This window comes from Acaricomes phytoseiuli DSM 14247 (assembly GCF_000376245.1).
GTDB classification, from domain to species: domain Bacteria; phylum Actinomycetota; class Actinomycetes; order Actinomycetales; family Micrococcaceae; genus Renibacterium; species Renibacterium phytoseiuli.
The window spans coordinates 1-22,396 of sequence record NZ_AQXM01000046.1; the positions used below are offsets into that span (position 1 = coordinate 1).

Genomic DNA, 22,396 nt, shown 5'->3' on the forward strand with positions numbered 1-22,396 from the left:
CGATCGTTTCCTGGATCGAAACGAAGTACAACCGAAGACGCCGGCAACGCGGCCTCGGCAAACTCACTCCCGTAGAGTTTGAGACGATCTACACGGACGCGAAAGCGGCCTGATCACCCCAAACCCCAACTGTCAACCAAACCCGGGGCAGACCCGATCAGTTGCATCAGAGGGTCAAAGGTTTTTTTGAGTCTCAAGGGTTTCGTGTGGAGCAATCCACTGATCCTGGTCCTGAAAATAGGCGGCGGACTGTTGGATTTGGCCCCGACAATTTAACCGTGGGCATTACTACAAGTACTCTTGCGGCGACTCTCGGCGGGACGAGTCGTTGTTCTGTGGACCCGGAGGGGAAGTACCGGTAACCGGGATGATGAGTGGCAGGGGTTTCTTGGCTGGGTCAGCTATGCCTGTGGCTCGGTAGTTCACGGCGAAGTGCTCACCAGGGCAGATTCGCTTATGAGAGTACCGGGCTGGGTGTCGATTGCTGGGCTGTCTGCGGCAGCCGGTGCAGACGCCAGGACAGCACGGCGAAGATCGCCGAAGCGCCGACTTGGATCAGCAAGCACACTGCGAAAGCGGTGAAGAGGCCGAACTCCTGCAAGCGGCTCAAAGTGCCGTACAGACCGCCCAGGACGGCGATACCCAGCGAGAAGCTCAGCTGCTGGACCGTGCCGAAAAGCCCGCCGCTGAGCCCTGCCGCCCAGGTCGGGATCTGGGCCATCACCGCATTGATGAGCGGGCCGAACATCATGGCCTGAGCGGCGCCGCACATCATCATCACCGGTTGGATATGCCAGGCCTGCAGCTGGCCGCCTTCGGTGAATGCCTCTAGTGCTAAGAGACTGAGCGATACCAGCTGCGCGCTCGCACCGACCAGCATGGTGTGCTGGCCCAGATAGCGCCGGATATGGTTCAGATAGGCCGAGGTGATGACGAAGGAGAGGGCGAAGAGCATAATGGCCAGGCCTGAACCGGGCCCGCCGTAGTGCAGTCCGTTCTGGGTGAGTGCGGAGAACTCGTACATGAAAGCGCCGTACCCGCTGAAGAACAGCAGGTTCATGATCAGTCCCATGCGCAGCGCCGGCACCCGGAAAAGCGACGGCGGGGTGAGCGGGATCCGGCCCTTCTGTTCCTGATGCCGTTCCCAGCGGTAGAAGAGATATGCGGCTGTGGCTGTGATGAGCAGTAAAGCGGCAGCCGGCCACGGTGCGACACCGGTGGAGAAGAGAGTCGTCGACACGACGAAACCGGCGAGTGCGATGCTGAGCAGAACCGCCCCGCCCAGGTCCAGGGACAGCGGTACCTCGGATCGGGTGGCTGGGATGAGCCGGCTCAGGCCGAGTAGCACCAGTGCTAGCAAAGCGCTGAGGAACATCACCGGACGCCAGCTCAGGCCGAAGAGGTCAGCGCTGAGCAGCACGCCGCTGGAGATTTGCCCGGCGACGGTGCTGACGCCGGACACCGCGGCGAAGCGTGCCAGTGAGCGGGCCCGGTGCTCTCCGGTGGAGGTGGACTGGATCGTGGCCAGGATCTGCGGGAGCACCAACCCCATGCCGAGTCCCTGGAAAGCTCGGCCGATGATGAGTGCGGGAACGTCGGTGACCAACCCGGTGCCCCAAGAGGCCAGGCCGAAGATGATGAGACCCCAGCTGAGCACCCGTCGTCGGCCCAGACGATCGCCCAATCTGCCGGTGAGGATCAGCGCCGCTGCGAGCACCGTGGTGTAACAACTGCTCAGGATGAAGGTCTGCGCCGCCCCTTCAGCGTGCAGCTCAGCGCCGAATGCGGGTATGAGCAGGGTCGCTGAGCCGAAGACGAACGTTGCCAGGAACGCCGCGGCAAGAGCACTGGGTAACCGCTTCTGCGGCCGAGGTCAGAATGAGCCATAACATCAGCATCATCCAGACCTTATTCTGGTACCAGATTCTGTTTATCCTAGTATTGATACTACTTAGCTGATGCTTTCCGCATCGGTCACCCGAAGCCGCTGGAGCACACAATGTCCCATCAGCCTCACCAGTCCCATGATGACCGCCAGGAACTCGGCAGATTCCTCCGGGACCGCCGTGGTCGCATAGACCCCTTGGAAGCTGGTCTGCCCGCTTCCGGACGGCGCCGTACTCCGGGCCTGCGCCGCGAAGAAGTGGCGCAGCTCGCCGGGGTCGGCGTCACCTGGTACACCTGGCTGGAGCAGGGCCGGAAGATCAACGCCTCGGAGCAGGTGCTCAACGCCATCTCCGTGGCGCTGCGCCTGGACCCGGATGAGCACCGGCATGTCTTGACCCTCGCGGGCATGCACCGTGACGTGACGCCCGCGGGGTGCCAGAAGATCACCGTCCCGCACGAGGACATCCTGGCGAAACTGCTGCCCTACCCCTGCGTGATCCAGAACAGCAAATATGATCTGCTGGCCTGGAACCGCACGTACCGCTTCCTCATCGCCGATGTCGAGCAGTTCCCCGAGGTGCGCAGCAACTGCTTATTGGCCGCTTTCACTGAGCCGGAATGGCAGCGGGCCTACGGGCCGGCTTTCGGGGAAGTCGCACAGAGCATGGTCGCCCGGTTCCGGGCGCACGCCGCAGGCAGGCTGTCCGAGCCGAGCTGGGCGGAGCTGCTCAGCCGGCTGACCTCGAGATCGCCCCTGTTCGAGAGCCTCTGGGAGGACCAGCAGGTGCGTCGTACGGATACCGGGGTGAAGGTCTTCGAAAATCCGCTGGTCGGGGTTCTACGCCTGCACTTCACCACGGCCTGGATCGATCAACAGAGTCACATCCGGATGGTGATAACTACACCGGACGACGACTTGACCGCGGAACGCCTCACCCTGCTCGACATGCAGCTCCGTGCTGAACCCGAGGTTTCCCGACGAGAGCTGAGCCAGGCGGCCTGATTCGCTCCGCTGGCTTTCCGTAGACTGGAGGGCATGACGGGAAGAACGGGGCCGGAGCCTGACGCCGTGGATCCGGAAGTGACGGCTGAATTGCTGGCCATGCGGGACAGTATCGATAACTTCGACGCGGCTTTGGTGCATTTGCTGGCTGAGCGCTTCAAAGCTACTCAGCGGGTAGGGGAGCTCAAAGCCCTGCACCGGCTGCCACCCGCGGACCCGGAGCGGGAGGTCGCGCAGATCGAACGGCTCCGGCAGCTCGCTGCCCAAGCGCAGCTGGACCCCGTTTTTGCGGAGAAATTCCTCAACTTCATCATTTCCGAGGTCATCCAGAACCATCATGCAATTTCGCAGAGCCATCACGGCGCTGCCGATCTCACCGATACCTCCGAGCTCGGCGATGACTGATCCGGCTCACGCCCCTGCGGTCACCGCGACCTCGGCTGGTGATTGGCCCGGAGCCGATGCCATTGAAGCCGCCCGAATCTCCCTCGGCGAGCTCGGCGACCCGCATCTGCCCTGCTTGCCAACGCTACCGGACCGCGGCCCGGGAACTGAGCCGCTGGGCCGCACCGCCGCGCTACTGACGGAGATGCCAGTAGAACAGCAGTCCTACGGTTGGCGGCTCACCTCCAGGCCCGGGGCGGATCTGCGGCGCACCCGCGCCGCGCTCACCTCAGATATCAATGCGTTCGCCGATGCGGTGGGCGAGTTGAGTACGCCCCCGCCTCAGATCAAAATCCGGTTCACCGGCCCGCTCTCGCTCTCCGCGGGTCTTTATCTTCCCGCCGGGGAAAGAGTGCTGGCGGACCCCGGTGCCCGTAAAGAGCTAGCGGAGTCGCTAGCCGATGGCGTCAGCGGATACCTGAGTTCGGTGCAGGCCGCCGCTCCGAAGAGCCGGCTGATCGTCCAGGTCGATGAACCGGAGGCGATGCGGGTACTGCACGGTGAGCTTCCCACGGTCAGCGGATACCAGCGGCTCAGAAGAGTCCCGGTTGCACAGGCCAGGCAGCTCTGGTCCGAGCTGCTCGGCTCGTTGCGGAATTCCGGAGCGGAAGAAGTCATTCTGCAAGGAACGCCAGACCTGCTTCAGCTGGCGGGGGAGTCCGGTTTCGAAACCATGATGTTCCCGGAGGCATTGGCTGACCAGCAGGAATGGGAGAACCTCGCGGCCTGGATCGAAGCCGGTCATGGTCTGGTGCTCGGCCTCCGCCAGCCGCCGGAGCAGGCCGGCCCAGAAGATCTGCAAGGGGTTGCGGCGCAAGCCCGTGATATTTGGCGCTCCTGGCGGAGCGCAGGGCTCGGCGCCGAGCAGCTCAACCTCCGCTTAGCCGATATGCAGATCTCGGCGCAGTCCTCTACAGCCCAAGCTAGGGCGTCCTTGCGGCGGGTCACCAGCACGGCTGAAGCCGTGACCGAGCTCGCACTGAGCTGATTCCTTAGGTGAGTCAGATTGACCCCTCAGATATAGAGCTGAGTTCGACTACGCTGATACTGGCTCTGCCGCATCGCTCACCGGCTCTTTCCAGTAACTGAAAGAGCCGGCGTAAAGGAACAGCACTCCGAACCAGGGGTGCAGAACTTTCACCTGGATTCGGTGCTCGGCCGCTTCTGAATCCCACCACTGCAAGGCATAGGCTTTGCCCTGCCCGGGGAGGGGAAGAAACGCCCTGCGATGATTCGGGAGTCTGAGCGGAAGCGCCAGCCGGAGGCGATCCGAGACTGCTCGCAATCGCCCTTCAGCGTCCACCCAGGGAACCAGTCGGGTCTGCAGCAGCGCCCCGCGGCCCAGGAAGTCGGCCAGGGCGCCATCGGACCATACGGTCGTATCCAGGAACCTCCGGGTGACGGCGCCGTCCTCGCTGTTCTGGCTCGAACCGCCGAAGCGGAGCTTGCGCAGCTGAGTCAGGGCCGAGTGGCCCTCGGCATCGAGATGCGCCCGGTTCTCGACCACGAAGGGGACATCCTGTGCGTATTCGGGAAAGAAGAGATCAGCCTGGAACACATCGGCTAGGCAGCGGAAAACAGGCCGCAGCAAAGGCCTCGGGCAGCCGGCGAGCCGGAAGGTCCCCGTGCCGATCCCCCGGAGCCCGGCATCCGGACTGAGCGAGAAATACTCCTGGAGCTCCGGTTGCAGCCGTGCGAAATCGGCCCCCAGAGCCAGGGCGTATACCGCCCCGGGCGCTTCCGCTATACCCGATTCGGATTGTGCCATGTTCCGAGCTTAGGCCCTGCCCGGCGCATCGGCTCAAGAGCGGGCTCAGGCGATTCAGAGACGGCCGGCCGCCTTGAGCCGGATATAGGCATCGGCGAGCAGAGGCGGCAGCTCCTCCGGGGCCGCATCGACTACTTCCGCACCGAGACGATTCAACTGCGTCAGCACGGCTTCGCGTTCCAGGAGCGCCCGCTCGGCCGCAGCGGCCTGATACACCTGAGTGCGGTCTGCACGGCTGCCGGCCATCGCCAGCAACGCCGGATCTCGGACGGAAGCCACGACTACGGTGTGGTCCCGGGCCAGTCGGGACACCACCGGGATCAGCGTTTCAGCGGCGGCACCAGTATCCAGCGAAGTCAGCAGCACCACCAAAGCCCGGTGCGCGGTGGCGGAGCGGATCTGCGCGGGAATCCGCTCCCAGTCCAATTCGATCAGCTCGGGTTGGATCGAAGCGAGCGCGGTGGCGAGGGAACCCAGGAGATTCCCCTGCTGCGATGAACCGACATGCGCCCGCACCCGCCGGTCGAAGGCGATTACACTGACCCGGTCTCCGCCGCGCTCTGCCAGTACGGAGAGCAGTAAGCTCGCCTCGATCGAGGTGTCGAAGCGCGGCTCGTCTTCGACTCGGGCAGCTGCTGTTCGTGAGCTGTCCAGCAGGATCACCACCCTGCGGTCCCGCTCTGGTCGCCAGGTGCGTACGACGACAGATTGCCGCCAAGCCGTGGCCCGCCAGTCGATCGAGCGCACATCATCGCCGCGTACGTAGTCGCGCAAGGAATCGAATTCAGTGCCGGCACCTCGGATCTGCACCGCGGCCCGGCCATCCAGCTCCCTGAGCTTGCGCAGCGCCGATGGCAGGTGCCGTCTGGCCCGGAAGGCCGGGAGCACCATGACTCGTCCCGGCACGGGGAGCGTGACTTGCCGTCCGGCGAGTCCGAGCGGACCGTAGGAGCGGATGGTGACGACATCGCTGCGCAGCTCGCCCCGCCTGCGCGGCTGCATCGTGAAATTCAGCAGTCGGCGCTCGCCGCCTGGAAGCCGGAGCCGCTGCACTTGTTCAGCGATCCCGGCCGAGGGCTGCCAGCCTTCCTCGAGCTGGCCGCGGAAGGTTCGCTTGCCGGTGTTCCGGAGCAGCAGATCCGCGCTGGTCTGCTCGCCGAGACGCGCACCGCGGGGAAGGCGGCGCGTGATGCTCAGCGTGCACGGGGAGACCGCGAAGACGATATCAGCGAGCAGGGCCAAGGCCAGTACCCCGCACCAGATCAGGGCCGTACTGAGCTGAGGGAACCAGAAAAGCGGAATAACGCCGGCCAAGGCCAGCAGGACGAACCGACCGGTGATCATCACGATGCAGGCCGTAGTCAGCGCGGCACGGGCACGGTACTGAGAATGCTCTGCAGCACATCGTCCACCCGCACGCCGTCCATCTGAGCCTCCGGGCGCAATGCCACCCGGTGCCGGAGGGCCGGGAGCGTGAGTGTCTTGACGTCGGCAGGGGTGACAAAGTCGCGCCCCGAAAGCCAGGCCCAGGCCCGGGAAGAGTTCAGCAGTGCGGTGGCTCCGCGGGGCGATACCCCCAGTTGGAAGGAAGGCGCCGTGCGGGTGGCCCGAACCATATCGACGATGTAACCGAGGACTTCAGCGGAGACCGTCACCCGAGCAACCTCTTCCCGGGCCTGGGCCAGCTCAGCGGGCCCGGCTACGGGGCGCACACCAGTGGCCTGGAGATCCCGGGGGTCGAAGCCGAGGCTGTGCCGTCGGATTACGTCGATCTCCTCGTCCCGCTGCGGCAGCTCCAGGGTCATCTTCAGCAGGAAACGATCCAGCTGGGCCTCCGGCAGAGGGTAGGTGCCTTCGTATTCGACCGGGTTCTGCGTTGCGGCGACCATGAATGGATCGGGCAGGGGCCGGCTGGTGCCATCGACCGTGACCTGCTGCTCCTCCATTGCTTCGAGCAGCGCGGCCTGGGTCTTCGGCGGGGTCCGATTGATCTCATCGGCGAGCAGCAGATTCGTGAAGACCGGGCCTTCCCGGAAGCGGAACGCAGAGCTGCCCGTGTCGTAGATGAGCGATCCGGTGACGTCACCCGGCATGAGATCCGGGGTGAATTGGATGCGTTTGTTCTCGAGGGACAGCGCAGCGGCAAGCGCACGGACGACAAGCGTCTTGGCCACGCCGGGTACTCCTTCGAGGAGCACATGGCCGCGGGCCAGCAGGCCGATCAGCAGGCCGGTGACGGTGGCATCCTGGCCGACAACTGCCTTGGCCACCTCCTGGCGCACCGCGTGGAAGGCCGGCAGCACTGGTTCGGTTCCGGGGAGCCCGGGGATGTGGTCATTCTGGATTTCAGTCATCGTGCTGCTGCTTCTCCTCGGCTGGCGCATGGTCTGCGGTCTGGTCGTTGGGGTTCGTCGCGTCGTAGCTCAGGTTGCTGATGACCTCGTCCTCGGCTCTTTGCAAGCGCTTGGCCCAGGCTGCCAAGTGCCGATCATCCGGTGTCTCCTCGAGCAGGAGACCACGGAACTCGGCTTCGCTCAGCTCGGACTGCTTCTTCTGCGCCGCGATCAGGACGTCTTCTCGGGTGCTGCCCCGGCCGAGCCGCAGCCTGCGGGCCAGGCGCTGCAAAGTCGCGGCGCGCAGATTGGCGGCTGCACTGCTCGCCGCCCGGGCATCCTGGTACAACCGGGCCCGGCCCAGCGCGGTCTCCGAAGCCTTGACCACCACCGGCAACGGCTCTTCCACGAGTGGACCGTCCCTCCGCCCGCGCCAGAGCATGGCCAGTAAGGCCACACCCGCTAACCACAGGCTTACCGGAGTGACCCAGCCCGGCAAGAAGTCGGCCAGCTGCTGAGGTCTCTGTGCTTCGGGCAGATCGTTGATTCCTGGCAAGTACCAGATCAGCTGCTGATCCTTGCCGAGCAGCCGCAGGGCCAGGGCTGCGTTACCGCTCCGGGCCAATTGGTCATTGCTGAACAGTGCTGCCGACCCGAGAACCGTCAGCTGCCCGTCAGCAGTCTGAGCCAGGATCCCGGCGTCGGAGCGCCCTGATTCCGCTGAACTGAAGCATGTCGTAGCGCCGGTATACAGCTGGCTTTCCCCGGTATTGATGCTCTGCGCGGCTTGCGCTTCGGGGAGGCTGCAATCCGCACTCAGAGTCGTGCTGGCCGGTTTTCCGGTGCTCTGGGATACCCCGGCTGATTGGATCCCGTCGCCCGGTGGGTTGCTGGAGACTGCGGAACTGTTGAGCGCTGAAAGGGTGAGCGGGCCGGGTGAGACCCAGATGATGGGCATGCCGCTGGCCCGCAGCTGCGCGATCTTGTCCTGGTCCAGAGCCTGGCGCTGGTCGTAGACCATAACCGATGCGGTATCACCAGCATCACTGGCACGGTCTTGGGCAGCCAGCGCACTGTCTAGGGTATCTGCGGAGGTCACCGTCACTCCCTGCCTGCCTAGGATCTCAGCAAGCGCCATCCCGCCTTCCGGGGCCGGATTATCCGCTGCGAGGGGAGTCCGGGACGCCCCCATGGAGGTTGCCGTCAGGATCAGGGTCAGCCCGCTCAGTACGAAGAAGACGACGATGATGCCGATTCGACCCCGTCTGCTCAGCCACCAGAGAGCTGTTTTGTGCCGTGCAGAAAGCTGAGTACTGTTTCCGCTAGGTGCGTGCTGCGAGTTCGCAGTCGTATCGGAAACCATCACCGCGCCGGCACCCAGTCCGTCCCGGCAGTCTCGGCAGTATCCGTGGGTCTGCTCTGCAGTAGAGCGGAATCGAGCTCCGCCAGGGCAGCATAAGCCTGTTCTTCCGAGAGCCTGAGCGATTCTGCTGCCTCGGCCGACTCCGGGCGGGTCGAAGGCGATGCCGAGCCCGAATAACGCGATCTGTTGAACAGATCCCCGGCCTGGCGAAGTCGATCAGACTCGGCGGGGAAGAAACTGCTGAGCTGAGCTGCCAGCTCGTCCGCGGTGCGGCCGGGCTGCGGGCTCAGCAGGACGCGTTCTTCGGCGCTCCTGGCGATAGCCCTGAAGCGTTCGATGATGGCGGCCCGGTATCTCTGCTCCAGGGCTGCTGCTTCTGCGGCCCGGCGGTGCTCCTGAGCGCTCCAGAGCGGGGCGGCGGCGAAGATCTGCTCGGTATGGCCCCGCTTCTGCGCGGCCAGTCGAGGCCTGGCCACGATAACGATCAGGGCGATCACTCCTAAGAGCAGAAGCAGTCCGCCGATCAGGACCACGGCCGGATCCAGGTTGAGCGCTCCGCTGACCGAGGTCAGCAGATCGTCCAGAAAACGCATCAGCTGTTCAAGAAGCTGTGCCAGCAGTCCCGGCCGGGCATCCTGATAGCTCTGCTTGCTGAGCTCCTCGACCGCCCAGCGGCGGGCTTCATCCGCATCCGGGGTGACCGGCGCGTCCTGCCCGGCCAGGGCCGCGGGCAGCGGCGGGGGAGAGAGCGTGGGAGAGAAGCTGAGCACCGCCGGATCAGCCCTGAGGCTCGCCGTTCCAACCGGCTGCGGCTTGGCCGTTCCCACCCCGCGCCGCAACGGCCTCCGGACTGCCGGGAATCCGATCCGGGTCGGCAGAGGGCTGCTCGGCCTCGCGCAGGAGCTCGAGGTCGAAGCCTTCTTTGCGCATTCGCACATCGAGGTAGAGCAGGCTGGTCACCGCGGTCTGGAAGGCCAGGGCGATCGCGGAGATCAGCGTGGTCAGGATGAAGGTCACGATGTAGACGATCACGACGAGAGCCGAGGCGCTCGCGGTGCCCTCCTGCAAGCCGAAGAGCACTGTCAGCATCATCAGCAGGAAGCTCAACGGCGCGGTGACCAGCTGGGTGACCAGCCCTGCCAGGAATGCGGTGAGCAGGGTGATGCCCAGAATCCGCCAGAAGTGCTTGCTGCTCAACTGCCACGAGCGTCGGATCGCGCTCACGGCGCTCAGGCGCTCAACCGCGACCGCCGCGGCCGAGAACAGTACTTTGATCGAGAGCCAGAGCATCAGCACCGCGCCGCCGACGAAGCCGAGAACTACTGTGCTGATCAGCCAGCCGATATTCTGCCCCGGTGCATTGCTGAGTGCGAAAATCGTGCCGAACATGGCCAGCCCCACCAGGCCGAAGATCACTGTCGCGCCGATGATGTAGATGACGCCGAGCAGGATGAGCTGCCAGAAGACGGCTTTGATGAGCCGCCAGGCCTGCCGGAAACCGGTGAGCAGGTTCAAGGCCGAGCGCACCGTGGTCACGGAGAGCACGCCCTGCAGCAGAACCGAGGTCAGGATCAGGATGACAGTGACCACGGGGATCGAAATCAGCACGGGTGCCATCGCCTGGCTGAAGTTCTGCATGTCACCAGCCGGGGCGCCGAAGGGCGTCATGCCCGGATTCTCCAGAGTCTGGAACGGCAGGATCAGGCTGGTGCCGGTCAGCAGCAGCATGATGATCAGATTGAGCAGCGCTCCGGTTCCCTGGACGAGCAGGGTCGAGCCGAACATAGCACCCGCGTTGCGGCGTATGGTCTGAAAAGCGCCGTCGAAGAGTTCGCCGAGGCGCAGCGGCCGCAGCGGTACAACCCCCGGCTTCGGAGGTGGGGTATAGCTCTGCGCAGTGGCGTAGCCGAAACCGCCGGGGGTTCCCGGATTCACCGGGTAAGCCGGATTCGCTGGATCGGCGGGGGCCTGACCCCAGCCGAAGGAAGGCGCCTGACCCCACGCGTTTCCTGGGGGCTCTGCAGGGCCGGGGAAGCCCGGGCCCGGCGGAGCAGGAGGCGTCGGCGGTGCAGTTTGGCTTGAGGGGCCGGAGGGGAGTGACTGATCGGAGAAGGGCGAGGGAGCGCCGGCTGCATCGCTTCCTGATTGCGCATCGGGTTCTGAGCCGGATGAGTCAGAGGGGCCCGATGAACCAGGGGGCACGTGGGAGTCGGTCACAGTTCTTCTCTTCCCTTTCCTCTTCTTCGCCTCCGGCCCGTTCTAGCGGCAGGCTTGCTGTTTTGCTCTAGATTTTCTGCTCGGTAATCAGGCTGAGCCCTGGTGAAGATCATGGCGAGCAGTATTTCGCTGTTCACTTTATCCAAAAAACGGTCTGGTTATCGACACATTCGCCATGATTTACCCTCGAATGGCCGCTCATTTGGCCCGAGTCCCGGGGATATCGGTGACTTTGGCGATGTGCGGCACGAAAAGCTCAGAAAAATAAGGGAAGATAGAGGGTATGAAGGCTCGTATTCTGGTGATCGATGACGATGAAGCGTTAGCAGAGATGATCGGCATCGTCCTGGGCAACGATGGTTTCGACCCCTTCTTCTGCGCGGATGGCGCAGCAGCGCTGGAGGCTTTCCGTGCGGGAAAACCGGATCTCGTTCTGCTCGATCTGATGCTGCCGGGCATCGACGGCATCGAAGTGTGCCGTCAGATCCGCGAAGAATCGGATGTACCGATCGTCATGTTGACCGCTAAATCCGATACCGCCGATGTGGTCCGCGGCCTGGAATCCGGTGCTGATGACTACGTTCCCAAACCTTTCAAACCCGCGGAGTTAGTAGCTCGTGTTCGGGCTCGGTTGCGGCCGGGTGACCAGAAAGCGCCGGAGACGGAAACTCTGCACATCGGGGAGGTCACCATCAATGTGGCCGGGCATACCGTAACCCGGGCCGGCGAGCTGATACCGCTGACGCCGCTGGAGTTCGATCTGCTCGTGGCCCTGGCCCGCAGGCCCTGGCAGGTCTTCAATCGGGAGCAGCTCCTGGAGCAGGTCTGGGGCTACCGGCATGCCGCGGATACCAGGCTGGTCAATGTCCATGTCCAGCGGCTGCGGTCCAAGATCGAACGTGATCCGGAAGCCCCCGAAGTCGTGCTGACGGTCCGCGGTGTTGGATACAAAGCAGGAACAAAGTAGAAGCAGAAGTAGAAGCAGCTGTCGTGATTGATGAGATAACCGCCCAGCAGGCAGGTCGGGTATGAACCGGGTCAGGGACTTCCTGACCAGAACCGGAGAGAGGTTCTCCGGTTGGGGGCGCTCGGCCGTCACGGTTGCTCAGCGGGAAGCCGAGTGGCTGTGGAGTCGCTGGCGGCGCTCTCTGCAGTTCCGCACCACGACCGTGACCATCCTGGTGACCTTCATCGCGGTCTGGGGCGTGGGCATATTCCTCTCCAACCAGATCGCTAACGGCATGTTCCAGGAACGCCTACAGCAGGCCCAGTCCAATACCTCCCGGGCGGTTAACCAGGTCCAGCGGAATTTCGACGCCGCGCAGGTCACGGATAAATCCTCGCTCCTGGTCATCGCCAATTCGACGCTCAGCGCCCTGACCGATGGCGAGAAAGACAACGCGCTGCCGTATCTGATGGCACCCATCGAAGGGCAGGGCAATCCGCTTTCGGTCAGCTCTCTCGCCTCGCCCGGAATCACACTTTCCACCATTCCGGAGCAGCTGCGCGCCTCGGTGCGCGCAGATGATTCGGGTGCGCAGTTCTGGCAATCGATTTCTCTGCCAGTGGGCAGCCAGCAGAACCATCCGGCGATCGTGATGGGGTCGAAGGCCCGACTATCGAACACAAGCTACGAGCTCTATCTCATCTACGATCTCAACCGTACCCAGGACACCCTCAACGTCATCCAGTCGATTCTGTGGATCTCCGGCGCGGTGCTTCTTCTGCTCATCGGTGGCATCATCTGGTACGTGACCAGACAAGTGGTGCGCCCGGTCTCCCAGGCCTCGCGAGTCGCGCAGTATCTTGCGGCCGGCCAGCTGCAAGAACGCATGAGCGTCAAAGGAGAGGATGAAGTGGCCCGGCTGGGCGAGTCATTCAATAAGATGGCCACCACACTTCAGGAGCAGATCACCCAGCTGGCGGATCTCTCCCAGATGCAGCAGAACTTCGTCTCGGACGTCTCGCACGAGCTCCGGACTCCGTTGACCACCGTTCGGATGGCTGCGCAGGTGCTGCACGAATCCCGTGACGATTTCGATCCCGTGAACCGCCGTTCCGCGGAGCTGCTCTACAACCAGGTCGAGCGCTTCCAGCAGCTTCTCGATGATCTTCTAGAGATCTCGCGCTTCGACGCTGGAGCCGCTGTGCTCGATGTGGAGCCGGCAGACCTGCTCACAGTCGTAGAGAACGTCATCACCGCGACCCGTCCGCTGACCGAGCGGATCGGCTCCCAGATCCAGGTGATTTCCGCCCTGCCGGGGAACAGCTGCGTAGTGGAGATGGATTCCCGGCGCATCGAGCGCATTGTCCGCAACCTCCTGGTCAACGCCCTGGAACACGGTGAAGGCGAGCCGGTGGAGATTTCTCTGGCCGCCGATGATGACGTCGCAGCGCTCGCGGTGCGGGACTACGGAGTCGGCATGGACGAAGCCGCCCTCGCCAGGGTTTTCGATCGCTTCTGGCGGGCTGATCCGGCCAGGGCGCGGACCACCGGCGGTAGCGGCCTGGGCCTGGCGATCGCGATGGAGGACGCCCGCCTGCACCTCGGCAGGCTGGAGGTCTGGAGCCAGCCGGGCGAAGGCGCCTGCTTCCGGCTGACCTTGCCTCGCAGCAGGCAGAGCATTGTGGACCATTCCCCGCTGAGCCTGCCCTCGAAAACGGCGGCGGCCCCTGCGCATTCGTCGGAACAGGTGAGTCTATGAGCAGATGGGGCCGTCTTGCTGCTCTGCTGCTGGCAGCAATCCTGGGTCTGACCGCCTGCGCGGCCATCCCCACCGGGGGCTCGGTGGGGACCAGTCAGGCGACTGGCGGCCCTAATGTGAGCGTTCCCAATGCCAATTTCAACCCGCAAGGTCCCTCCCAGAATGACAGCCCTCAGGCCATCATCCACGGGTTCATCAGCGCTGCGGTCGGGGTGGCGGACAGTTTTCAGACCGCACGAAAATTCCTGACCCCGGATGTTTCGAACACCTGGAAAGGCAGTGATCAAACGGTGGTCTTCCGCGGGGAGCCGAGGCTCTCTCCGCCTGATTCCGACGGTACTTACCGGGTTGAAGTCGACGTCAAAGCTACTGTCGATGCCGATGGGGTTATGACCCGTGCGCCTGCGGGCACTCAAGAGATCTGGCAATACAGCATGAACCAGATCAACGGGCAATGGCGGATCAGCGAGCTGCCGCAGGGGATTCTCCTGGAAGAAGGGTTCTTCCAGTCGCTCTTCCAATCGAGGAACCTGTACTTCTACGACCCTGCTTTCACCGTGCTGGTCCCGGATACCCGATGGTTCCCCAGCCAGAGGAGTCCGACGCAGGGCAACGCCATCGCTACACTGATCGTCAAAGCATTGCTCAATGGCGCTGCGCCCTATCTCAGAGGAGCGGTGACGAGCGCCTTCCCGGAGAGCGTCAAGCTGCTCAAGGACTCTGTTCCGGTCTCCGATGGTCAGGCCGTCGTCGATTTGACCTCTCAGCCTCTTCTAGAAGCTGGGCCCGATGTTCAGCGGAAAATGCAGCAGCAATTGTTCACTTCTTTGCAACTGGCTGTAGGAGTGAACAGCGTTCAGATGCGTGCCGATCAGACTCCGGTAACTTTTCCTTCTGAACCGGAGGCTCCGATGAATCCGCCCACGGCTCATGCGCCGATAGTGGATAACCGCCAGATCGGTGTGTCCAATGATCGCCTGGTCTGGGTGGAGAACGATTCGGTCTCACCGGTCGAGGGGACGCCGCAGTTCAGTGCGCCGCCCCGGTACCCGGCCCAGTCCTATGCCCGGGGCAGCGCGGTAGCTTTCCTGAGTGCCGACCTGAGAACTCTCTACACGGTCTCTGCTGGCGAGAGCGTGTTGGAGCAGCTTTCCGGGGTTCCTTTGTCTCCTCCTTCATTCGGCCCTGACGGCTGGGTGTGGAGCGCGGCCACAGACGGTTCGGGGAGGGTTTTCGCGCTCAAGCCCGGAGTGATCCAGAAGCCTCTCTCTTTCGTCGTGGATTGGCTCAAGGACCGCAAGGTGACCTCTTTGAAGATCGCCCGGGACGGTGCTCGCGCCCTGATCGTTTCCTCGGCTAACGGCAACGGCATGGTGACTGTGAGCGGGATCCTGAAACAGGATGATGCCGTGGGGAGTGCCCCCCAGGGGTTCACGGATCCGCAGCGCTTCTACCCGCCCGAGCCCGTTGAACGTGCTCTCTGGACTGGGGAGAGCCAGATGATCGTCTACCAGGCCGGGGATGGCCCAATACGGCCCATCGAATTATCGCTGGATGCAGACCCGAAACAGCCGACGGCGATCAATGATCTGAGATGGCTCAGCGTCGGTAATACTGTGACTTCGGCTTATGCGCAGACTGCTTCCGGCATGATCTATGCCCGTTTCGGTAACAGCTGGAATGCCGCGGCTTTCACCGGAGTCGCCGATCTAGCGTTTCCCGGGTAGGGCTGTTCAACGCCCACCGAGAGTCTCAGCCAGGCACATACCTGCCCTGCTCACATACTTGCCCTGCTCACATACTCGTTCAACGGCTGGTATTCATGGCAGGTATTCGGTCACCATGCTGGGGTGGACCTCCGGATATCAGCACCAACAGTGAAGCCAGCCCAGTCAATCGATTCTGAGCAGCCAGTCGCGTGCGCTGTGCCGAAGCACCGTGCCGGGCTACATCGTTCTGGTCGGTACCGGCGGCTGCAGCAGGCCGTGAAGATCTTGGTGAGTGGGTTGGTCTCGCTGGCATTCCCCGCTGACTGTGTGGGCTGCGGACAGTTCGATCAGGTGCTCTGCCCGGGTTGTGGAAAGAAACTGAGAGCGCTCACCGGGCAGCCGTTCCGGGCCGATGTTCAGGCCCCTGCTCTGGTTGATTCTCAGCTGGCGGTATACGCTGCGGGCCCTTATCGGGATGAGCTGGCCCGGGTGATCCTGGCGTATAAGGATTGCCCCGCTACGATATTACGCCGGCCATTGGCCTCCGCTCTGGCTCGGGCCATTGCGTTGACCCGGGTGTCCGGTGCGCAGTTGTTCCTGGTTCCGGTTCCCGGCTCCGCTGCCGGATTCCGCCGGCGTGGTTTCGAGCCAGTGCGCATGTTATTAGCCGACGTGCCTGGACTGCACCGGGGCGCAGGGGAGTTCGCCGGCGCAGCGGTACGGGTGCTGCCATTGCTCTGCCGCAGCCGGCGGGGGGCTGGGAACGAGCAGAAAAAAGCCTCGGCACGGCGTGCCCGGCTGAACCGGAAGCCGGGTTCTTTCCGGCTCGTGTGGCGATGGCGGCGGTTGGCCGGGGCCCGATGCCTGCTCGTCGACGATGTGCTAACTACAGGGGCTACCTTGCGCGAAGCCGTCGAGGTGCTGCGCGCCGGAGGCTTCCGTGTCGATGCTGCTGCGGTACTGGCCGCGGTCCGCTCAGCAGGTCCAGTGCCAGCGGCCCGACTGGAGCAGAATCTAGATAAACCTCGATCAGTGTCGGTAAGCCTCAATCAGCAAAGATAATTCTCAGCAAAATCTTCAGGGTTTGCAGGTGAATAAACCGGAGCAATGTACTAACGTAAATTAACGGGTAAGCCTCTAGGCGATATCAGCCCGTCGGCGGTCGGATCGGATGCATCCGGCACACTGTGAGCAGCTGAGCCGGCCGTCGTGTCAACGACGTCATGTGGAGGGCATCATGGAGTTCATGGTCAATGGCCGTAATCTCACTGTTTCGGACCGTTTCCGCGAATATGCTGCGGAGAAGATCTCTAAACTGGAACCTCTGACCGACCGTGCGCAGCGAGTAGATGCGAAGGTCTCCCAGCAGCCCAATGCCAGGGTGGCGGACACCCAGCTCAAGGTGGAGATCACAGTGATCGGACGCGGGCCGGTGATCCGGGCAGAGGCACAGGCAGCGGATAAATTCGCAGCCTTCGACGCTGCTTACAGCAAGCTTCTGGAGCGCTTGCGCAGAGCCAAGGACAAGCGAAAGAGCCACCACGGCAGGCACACTCCCAAAGCGGTGAGCGAGGCCACCGCGGGGCTGGATGCGCCCTTGGCCGGGTCCGCTGCAGGGCCATTGCTAGGTAGTAGTGACGATCCGCAGGAGCTGATCGCAGCCGATGCCCAGAGGCCTTACGACCTCGATCAAGACCTGCCGGCCGGAGATTCTCCCGTGCTCATCCGCCGCAAAGTCTTTCCCGCAGCGGTGATGAACGTAGACGATGCGGTGGATAATATGGAGCTCGTCGGCCATGACTTCTATCTTTTCATCGATACCGAGACCAAGGCACCATCAGTGGTGTACCGTCGCCGGGGCTGGAGCTACGGGGTGATCAGCCTCGATGAAGAATGCCCCGATTCGGATTCCGCACCCGCCGATCAGATCAGGGCTTACCGCTCGGACGACCGCGCTGCGATCGTCTGAGCACCAGCTGCAGGCCGCCGGAACACCAGGCGGTCTCAGACTCTTATCTAGTGAGAGCTAGCTGAGAGAACTAGAGGCACCCCGGCCGCAGAGTGTCGGGAATGCCCTCTAGGCTGTTTCCATGACTGTTGAAGTCCTGAAGAAAAGCCCGAGCAAAAGTACCGGCCCCGAACTGAACATCGCACAGGCTCGACGGGTTGCTCTGGCTGCGCAAGGCTTGCACCGCGGGAAACCCGAACAGCCAGCCAGTGCCAGGGCTCTTGCTAAGACGTTCCGGGCTCTGCAGCTCGTCCAGATCGACTCGGTGAATGTGCTCACGCGCAGCCACTACCTGCCGTTCTTCGCCCGTTTAGGCGCTTACGATCAAGCCACCCTCGATCGACTCAGTCAGAATTCGCCGCGGAAAATGGTGGAGTACTGGGCTCACGAAGCGAGCTTCATCCGGCCCGAGCATTTCGCGGACCTCCGTTTATGGCAGCGGCGCAACTGGTTCGGCGGTGCACTGGAAGAAGAGCTGGAACGGCCGCTGACGGGCCGGATCCTCGATGCGCTCGCCGCGGGGCGCCCCATGACCGCTCGACAGCTGCGTCAGCGGCTCGGCGAGGACGATCCCGTGACCAAAGCGCACTGGGGCTGGAACTGGCATCCGGTGAAACAAATACTGGAGAAGCTCTTCATCGCCGGGGTAGTGGGTATAGCGGGGCGCAATGAGCAATTCGAACGCCGCTATACCCTCAGCGAACGTGTGCTCCCGGGGCTGTCTTCGTCCTCCACTGCGGACCCGGATGGCGCAAGCCGACAGGAGGCGCTCTGCCGGCTGATCGATGCGGCAGCGAGTGCGCATGGTATCGGCACCGTGCGTTGTTTCGCCGACTACTTCCGCCTGCCGCTCAAGGCCAGCGCCGAGGCGGTCCGGAGACTTCAGGCCGAAGGCCGTCTCTTGCCTATAAGCGTTCCGGACTGGCCCAGCGGGGCCCCGGTATACCTGCACGAATCGGCGAGTGTGCCCAGGAAAAGCAAGGCCCGGGCGCTGCTGAGCCCTTTTGACTCCTTGATCTTCGAGCGGCGCAGACTGCAGAGCCTGTTCGGGATGCATTACCGCATCGGCATCTACACCCCGGCGGCGCAGCGCACTCATGGATATTATGTGTTGCCGTTCCTCCTGGGCGATCAGTTGGCGGCCCGAGTGGATCTCAAAGCGGATAGGCAAGCCGGTGTGCTGCGGGTTCAGGCGGCTTTCGCGGAGCCAGGGGCCGCCACTGACACGGCAGCCGAACTGGCCGAAGAGCTGCGGGGGATGGCCCGGTGGCTCAGTCTGGATACTGTCGTAGTAGAACAGAAAGGCGACCTCAGCGCTGCTCTAGGCCGACAGCTGGCAGCTCAGCGGGGCTGAGTACAGACTGTCCGGCGATGATCTGCAGCCTGTGCGGTTTCGCCGAGGGGGAACTGGAAACAGGGCTAGACGCTATCTCACGTAGACTGATCTCACAGCAGCCTGGGAGCTTTGCGGAATGCTGGAATTTTCCTAGGCTGAGAACTGATGTGTTCGATTTGGAACTAACGAGCGCCCGTGAGTGGGCTGATGCCAACAGGAGCATGAACCGTGCCATCAATGCTTGAAAAGATCCTCCGTACAGGCGATCGCAAGACGCTCAAGCGCCTGCATGTCTATGCGGATGCGATCAACGCGCTCGAAGATACTTTTCAGACCTTCACGGACGCTGAGCTCCGCGAGGAGACTGAGAAGCTCAAAGAACGCCATGCCGACGGGGAGCACCTGGACGATCTGCTCCCGGAAGCTTTCGCGGTCGTCCGGGAAGGCGCCTCCAGGACACTGGGTCTGCGGCACTTCGACGTCCAGCTCATGGGCGGCGCGGCTTTGCATCTCGGCAATATCGCCGAGATGAAGACCGGTGAGGGGAAAACCCTGGTGGCCACTTCCCCGGCATACCTCAACGCCTTGACCGGCAAAGGTGTGCACGTCATCACGGTCAATGACTACTTGGCCAGCTACCAGTCGGAGCTGATGGGGCGCGTCTACCGGTTCCTGGGACTGACCAGCGGCTGCATCCTGTCGCAGCAGGATCCGGCCGAACGCAGGCTCCAGTACGCTGCGGATATCACGTACGGCACTAATAACGAATTCGGTTTCGATTACCTGCGCGACAATATGGCTTGGAGCTCTGAGGAACTTGTCCAGCGAGGCCATAACTTCGCCATTGTGGATGAGGTCGACTCGATTCTCATCGATGAGGCGCGTACTCCGCTCATCATCTCCGGGCCGGCCAGCGGCGATGCCAACCGCTGGTACGGCGAATTTGCCAAGGTCGTTCTGCGGCTGGATCCGGAGACCGACTACGAGATCGATGAGAAGAAACGCACCGTGGGCGTTCTGGAGCCGGGTATCGGGAAGGTCGAGGACTACCTCGGCATCAGCAACCTCTACGAATCCGCGAATACTCCGCTCATCGGCTTTCTGAACAACGCGATCAAAGCCAAGGAGCTGTTCAAGCGAGACAAGGATTATGTGATCCTCGATGGCGAAATCCTGATCGTCGACGAGCACACCGGCCGTATCCTTGCGGGGCGACGCTACAACGAGGGCATGCACCAGGCGATCGAAGCTAAAGAAGGCGTCGAGATCAAGGCCGAGAACCAGACTCTCGCGACCGTCACGCTGCAGAATTACTTCCGACTGTATGACAAGCTCGCGGGCATGACCGGTACTGCGGAGACCGAAGCCGCAGAGTTCATGAGCACTTACAAGCTTGGCGTGGTCCCCATTCCCACCAACCGGACGATGGCCAGAATCGATCAGCCGGACAAGGTGTACAAGAACGAGATCATCAAATTTGATGCTGTTGTCGAAGATATCGCAGCGCGCCACGAGAAGGGCCAGCCCGTTCTGGTCGGCACTGTCAGCGTCGAGAAGAGCGAGTACCTCTCCAAGCAACTCGCCAAGCGCGGGATCAAGCACGATGTGCTCAACGCCAAGAATCACGCACGGGAGGCCGCGATCATCGCCCAGGCTGGGCGGAAGGGCGCGGTCACCGTGGCGACCAATATGGCCGGTCGTGGAACCGATATCATGCTGGGCGGCAACGCCGAGTTCAATGCGGTGGCAGAGCTGGCCCGCCAGGGACTCAGCCCCGAGGAAACCCCCGAAGAATACGAGGCGGCCTGGACTGCGGCGTTCGACAAAGCCAAAGAGGACACCCAGAAAGAGCGTGACGATGTGCTCGAAGCCGGTGGCCTCTACGTGCTGGGCACCGAACGCCATGAGTCGCGACGGATCGATAACCAGCTGCGCGGTCGTTCCGGGCGTCAAGGCGACCCTGGTGAGTCGCGGTTCTATCTCTCCCTGGCCGATGACCTCATGCGCTTGTTCAACTCTGCTGCCGCAGAGCGGCTCATGGGCAGCAATGCGATGGACGATGCGCCGCTGGAGTCCAAGCTAGTCAGCCGTGCTATCGCTTCCGCCCAAGGCCAGGTTGAAGGACGCAATGCTGAGCAGCGCAAGAACGTGCTCAAATACGATGACGTGCTCAACCGGCAGCGAGAGGCTATCTACGGAGACCGGCGCCGGATCCTCGAAGGTGACGATATGCAGGAGAAGGTGCAGTACTTCGTCGAAGACACCCTGAGCGAGGTGCTGGATGCCGCCACGAGCGAAGGTCACAGCGAATCCTGGGACTACCCCGCGCTCTGGAGCACGCTGAAAACGCTGTATCCGGTGAGTATCAGCGTCGAGGACATCGCCGAAGAAGTGGGCGGCCTTTCCCAGATCACTCCGGAAATCCTCAAGCAAGAGGTGCTTTCCGATGCCAGGGTCGCTTATGCGGCTCGGGAGGAGAGCCTCGGCAGCGAGGCGATGCGAGAGCTGGAGCGCCGTGTCGTGCTCTCGGTTCTCGGCCGCAAATGGCAGGAACACCTTTACGAGATGGACTACCTCAAAGAAGGCATCGGCCTGCGTGCGATGGCCCAGAGGGATCCGCTGGTGGAGTACCAGCGTGAAGGCTACGCCCTGTTCCAGAGCATGATGGGCGGCATCCGCGAGGAAAGCGTCAGATTCCTATACAACTTGGAAGTCCAGGTCGAGCAGCCTCCGGCGGCAAAGGTCGGTGCCCAGGCTGAGCAGCCAGGGGCTTTGATGAACAGAGTTGGTGGTGGTGCTGGTGGCACTGTGCCGGCTGACACCGCGACGAAACTCAGCGCTCCAGGTCTGGAGAGCCCGGAGCGGCCGGCTCAGCTTCAGTTCACCGCTCCTGATTCTTCAGGGGAAGCGCAGACCCGGGTGGAGCGTCAGTCGAAACCTGGTAACTCAGCGGGTCAGCAGGCTCGGCGCCAGGGAAGTTCGAAGCAGGGCAAAGGCTCGTCGAAACGCAAGAAGCGCCGCTGAGGCGCATCGGGGCGAGCCCAGTCAACCGGGAGAGCCGGTTGTCAGCCGATCAGCAGGGCGGTCACCTTCCAGGTGCCGCCCTGCTCTTCTAGGCGCAGAGCAAGAGCCCGGCAGCGGTTCGCCTCCCGGATCACGACGCTGACCTCATAGACTCCAGGGCAGACGCAGCACGGATGCGCTGAGCCGACCCGGGCGCTGCGATAGCTGGTGTGCAGGAGATCCCCACCTCCTGCGAGCCGGGCCCGTCGGATGAGTTCCGCACGAGCGCTCAGGGCGTCCAGGGGCTGTGCTGCGAGCAGACCGCGGAGTCCTTCAGCGGCTCGGCTTCCGGCCAGAACCTCCATGGCGGCTCGTCCGATAGCCGCTGAGATGCGGCTGACCATGGCGCGTTCTGCTTTCAGCTTTTCCAGGGATTCGGGGAAGGTTATCGGTGTGGGACAGCTGCCAGGGAGCGGAGCGGTCTGGCTGTCCTGGGGTCGATCAATGCTTCGAACACTCATAAGAATTATTTTGATGAAGTAAAAATATATTGTCTAGATTTTTTCTGAGATGTGGATAGCGAACCAAAGAATCTAGGGCGAATAAACAAAGAATTCACC

At 62.9% G+C, this 22,396-nt stretch carries 18 protein-coding genes; 10 read left to right on the forward strand and 8 right to left on the reverse strand.

What is annotated here, in order from left to right:
- Positions 1-454: 454 nt before the first annotated feature.
- Positions 455-1,828, reverse strand: a complete 1,374-nt coding sequence (locus tag C501_RS12330; RefSeq protein WP_083906521.1) for an MFS transporter — start codon at positions 1,826-1,828, stop codon at positions 455-457.
- Between the two features lie 171 nt (positions 1,829-1,999).
- Between C501_RS12330 and C501_RS0103205 the strand changes: the two genes are divergently transcribed.
- Genes C501_RS0103205 through C501_RS0103215 form a run of 3 tightly spaced genes read left to right on the forward strand, consistent with a single transcriptional unit; the run spans position 2,000 to position 4,322 of the window.
- A complete protein-coding gene (locus tag C501_RS0103205; RefSeq protein WP_018134186.1) occupies positions 2,000-2,890 on the forward strand; it encodes a helix-turn-helix transcriptional regulator in 891 nt (296 codons plus the stop codon).
- Between the two features lie 33 nt (positions 2,891-2,923).
- The gene (locus tag C501_RS12335; protein ID WP_051064452.1) at positions 2,924-3,295 is read left to right on the forward strand and encodes a chorismate mutase; all 372 of its coding nucleotides are present in this window, start codon (positions 2,924-2,926) and stop codon (positions 3,293-3,295) included.
- Complete coding sequence (locus C501_RS0103215) at positions 3,288-4,322, forward strand: uroporphyrinogen decarboxylase/cobalamine-independent methonine synthase family protein (protein WP_018134188.1); 1,035 nt, start codon at positions 3,288-3,290, stop codon at positions 4,320-4,322. Before C501_RS12335 ends, C501_RS0103215 begins: the two co-directional genes overlap by 8 nt.
- 48 nt (positions 4,323-4,370) lie before the next feature.
- On the opposite strand, the gene C501_RS12340 is transcribed toward C501_RS0103215, so the two are convergent.
- Genes C501_RS12340 through C501_RS14395 form a run of 6 tightly spaced genes read right to left on the reverse strand, consistent with a single transcriptional unit; the run spans position 4,371 to position 10,733 of the window.
- Positions 4,371-5,102 (reverse strand): DUF4166 domain-containing protein, encoded by a 732-nt coding sequence (locus C501_RS12340; RefSeq protein ID WP_018134189.1) that lies wholly within the window; start codon positions 5,100-5,102, stop codon positions 4,371-4,373.
- Between the two features lie 54 nt (positions 5,103-5,156).
- Positions 5,157-6,449 (reverse strand): DUF58 domain-containing protein, encoded by a 1,293-nt coding sequence (locus C501_RS0103225; protein WP_026174557.1) that lies wholly within the window; start codon positions 6,447-6,449, stop codon positions 5,157-5,159.
- Positions 6,450-6,463: 14 nt separating this feature from the next.
- A complete protein-coding gene (locus C501_RS0103230) occupies positions 6,464-7,456 on the reverse strand; it encodes an AAA family ATPase (protein ID WP_018134191.1) in 993 nt (330 codons plus the stop codon).
- Positions 7,449-8,798: a DUF4350 domain-containing protein gene (locus tag C501_RS12345; protein ID WP_018134192.1), complete on the reverse strand. Its 1,350-nt coding sequence runs from the start codon at positions 8,796-8,798 to the stop codon at positions 7,449-7,451. Before C501_RS12345 ends, C501_RS0103230 begins: the two co-directional genes overlap by 8 nt.
- On the reverse strand, positions 8,798-9,568 hold the full coding sequence (locus C501_RS13510; RefSeq protein WP_169332110.1) for a DUF4129 domain-containing protein: 771 nt from the start codon (positions 9,566-9,568) through the stop codon (positions 8,798-8,800). The genes C501_RS12345 and C501_RS13510 overlap by 1 nt, the downstream gene beginning before the upstream one ends.
- Before the next feature lie 7 nt (positions 9,569-9,575).
- Positions 9,576-10,733 carry a DUF7847 domain-containing protein gene (locus tag C501_RS14395; protein WP_018134194.1) on the reverse strand — a complete coding sequence of 386 codons (1,158 nt, stop codon included), beginning with the start codon at positions 10,731-10,733 and terminating at the stop codon, positions 9,576-9,578.
- Positions 10,734-11,298: 565 nt separating this feature from the next.
- Here C501_RS14395 and mtrA point away from each other — a divergent pair.
- The 7 genes from mtrA to secA all read left to right on the forward strand — a co-directional run bounded on the left by mtrA (position 11,299) and on the right by secA (position 21,797).
- The gene (gene mtrA / locus C501_RS0103250) at positions 11,299-11,982 is read left to right on the forward strand and encodes an MtrAB system response regulator MtrA (protein WP_018134195.1); all 684 of its coding nucleotides are present in this window, start codon (positions 11,299-11,301) and stop codon (positions 11,980-11,982) included.
- Positions 11,983-12,043: 61 nt separating this feature from the next.
- Positions 12,044-13,720 (forward strand): MtrAB system histidine kinase MtrB, encoded by a 1,677-nt coding sequence (mtrB, locus tag C501_RS0103255; RefSeq protein ID WP_018134196.1) that lies wholly within the window; start codon positions 12,044-12,046, stop codon positions 13,718-13,720.
- Positions 13,717-15,447 (forward strand): LpqB family beta-propeller domain-containing protein, encoded by a 1,731-nt coding sequence (locus C501_RS0103260; RefSeq protein WP_018134197.1) that lies wholly within the window; start codon positions 13,717-13,719, stop codon positions 15,445-15,447. Before mtrB ends, C501_RS0103260 begins: the two co-directional genes overlap by 4 nt.
- A gap of 198 nt (positions 15,448-15,645) precedes the next feature.
- Positions 15,646-16,491, forward strand: a complete 846-nt coding sequence (locus C501_RS14700) for a ComF family protein (protein WP_018134198.1) — start codon at positions 15,646-15,648, stop codon at positions 16,489-16,491.
- Between the two features lie 175 nt (positions 16,492-16,666).
- Positions 16,667-17,398, forward strand: a complete 732-nt coding sequence (hpf, locus tag C501_RS0103270) for a ribosome hibernation-promoting factor, HPF/YfiA family (RefSeq protein WP_026174558.1) — start codon at positions 16,667-16,669, stop codon at positions 17,396-17,398.
- A 121-nt stretch (positions 17,399-17,519) separates the two neighbouring features.
- A complete protein-coding gene (locus tag C501_RS0103275) occupies positions 17,520-18,791 on the forward strand; it encodes a winged helix-turn-helix domain-containing protein (protein ID WP_018134200.1) in 1,272 nt (423 codons plus the stop codon).
- A gap of 210 nt (positions 18,792-19,001) precedes the next feature.
- A complete protein-coding gene (secA, locus tag C501_RS0103280; protein ID WP_026174560.1) occupies positions 19,002-21,797 on the forward strand; it encodes a preprotein translocase subunit SecA in 2,796 nt (931 codons plus the stop codon).
- A gap of 41 nt (positions 21,798-21,838) precedes the next feature.
- On the opposite strand, the gene C501_RS12365 is transcribed toward secA, so the two are convergent.
- Positions 21,839-22,297, reverse strand: a complete 459-nt coding sequence (locus C501_RS12365) for an Rv3235 family protein (protein WP_156807603.1) — start codon at positions 22,295-22,297, stop codon at positions 21,839-21,841.
- Between the last annotated feature and the right edge of the window lie 99 nt (positions 22,298-22,396).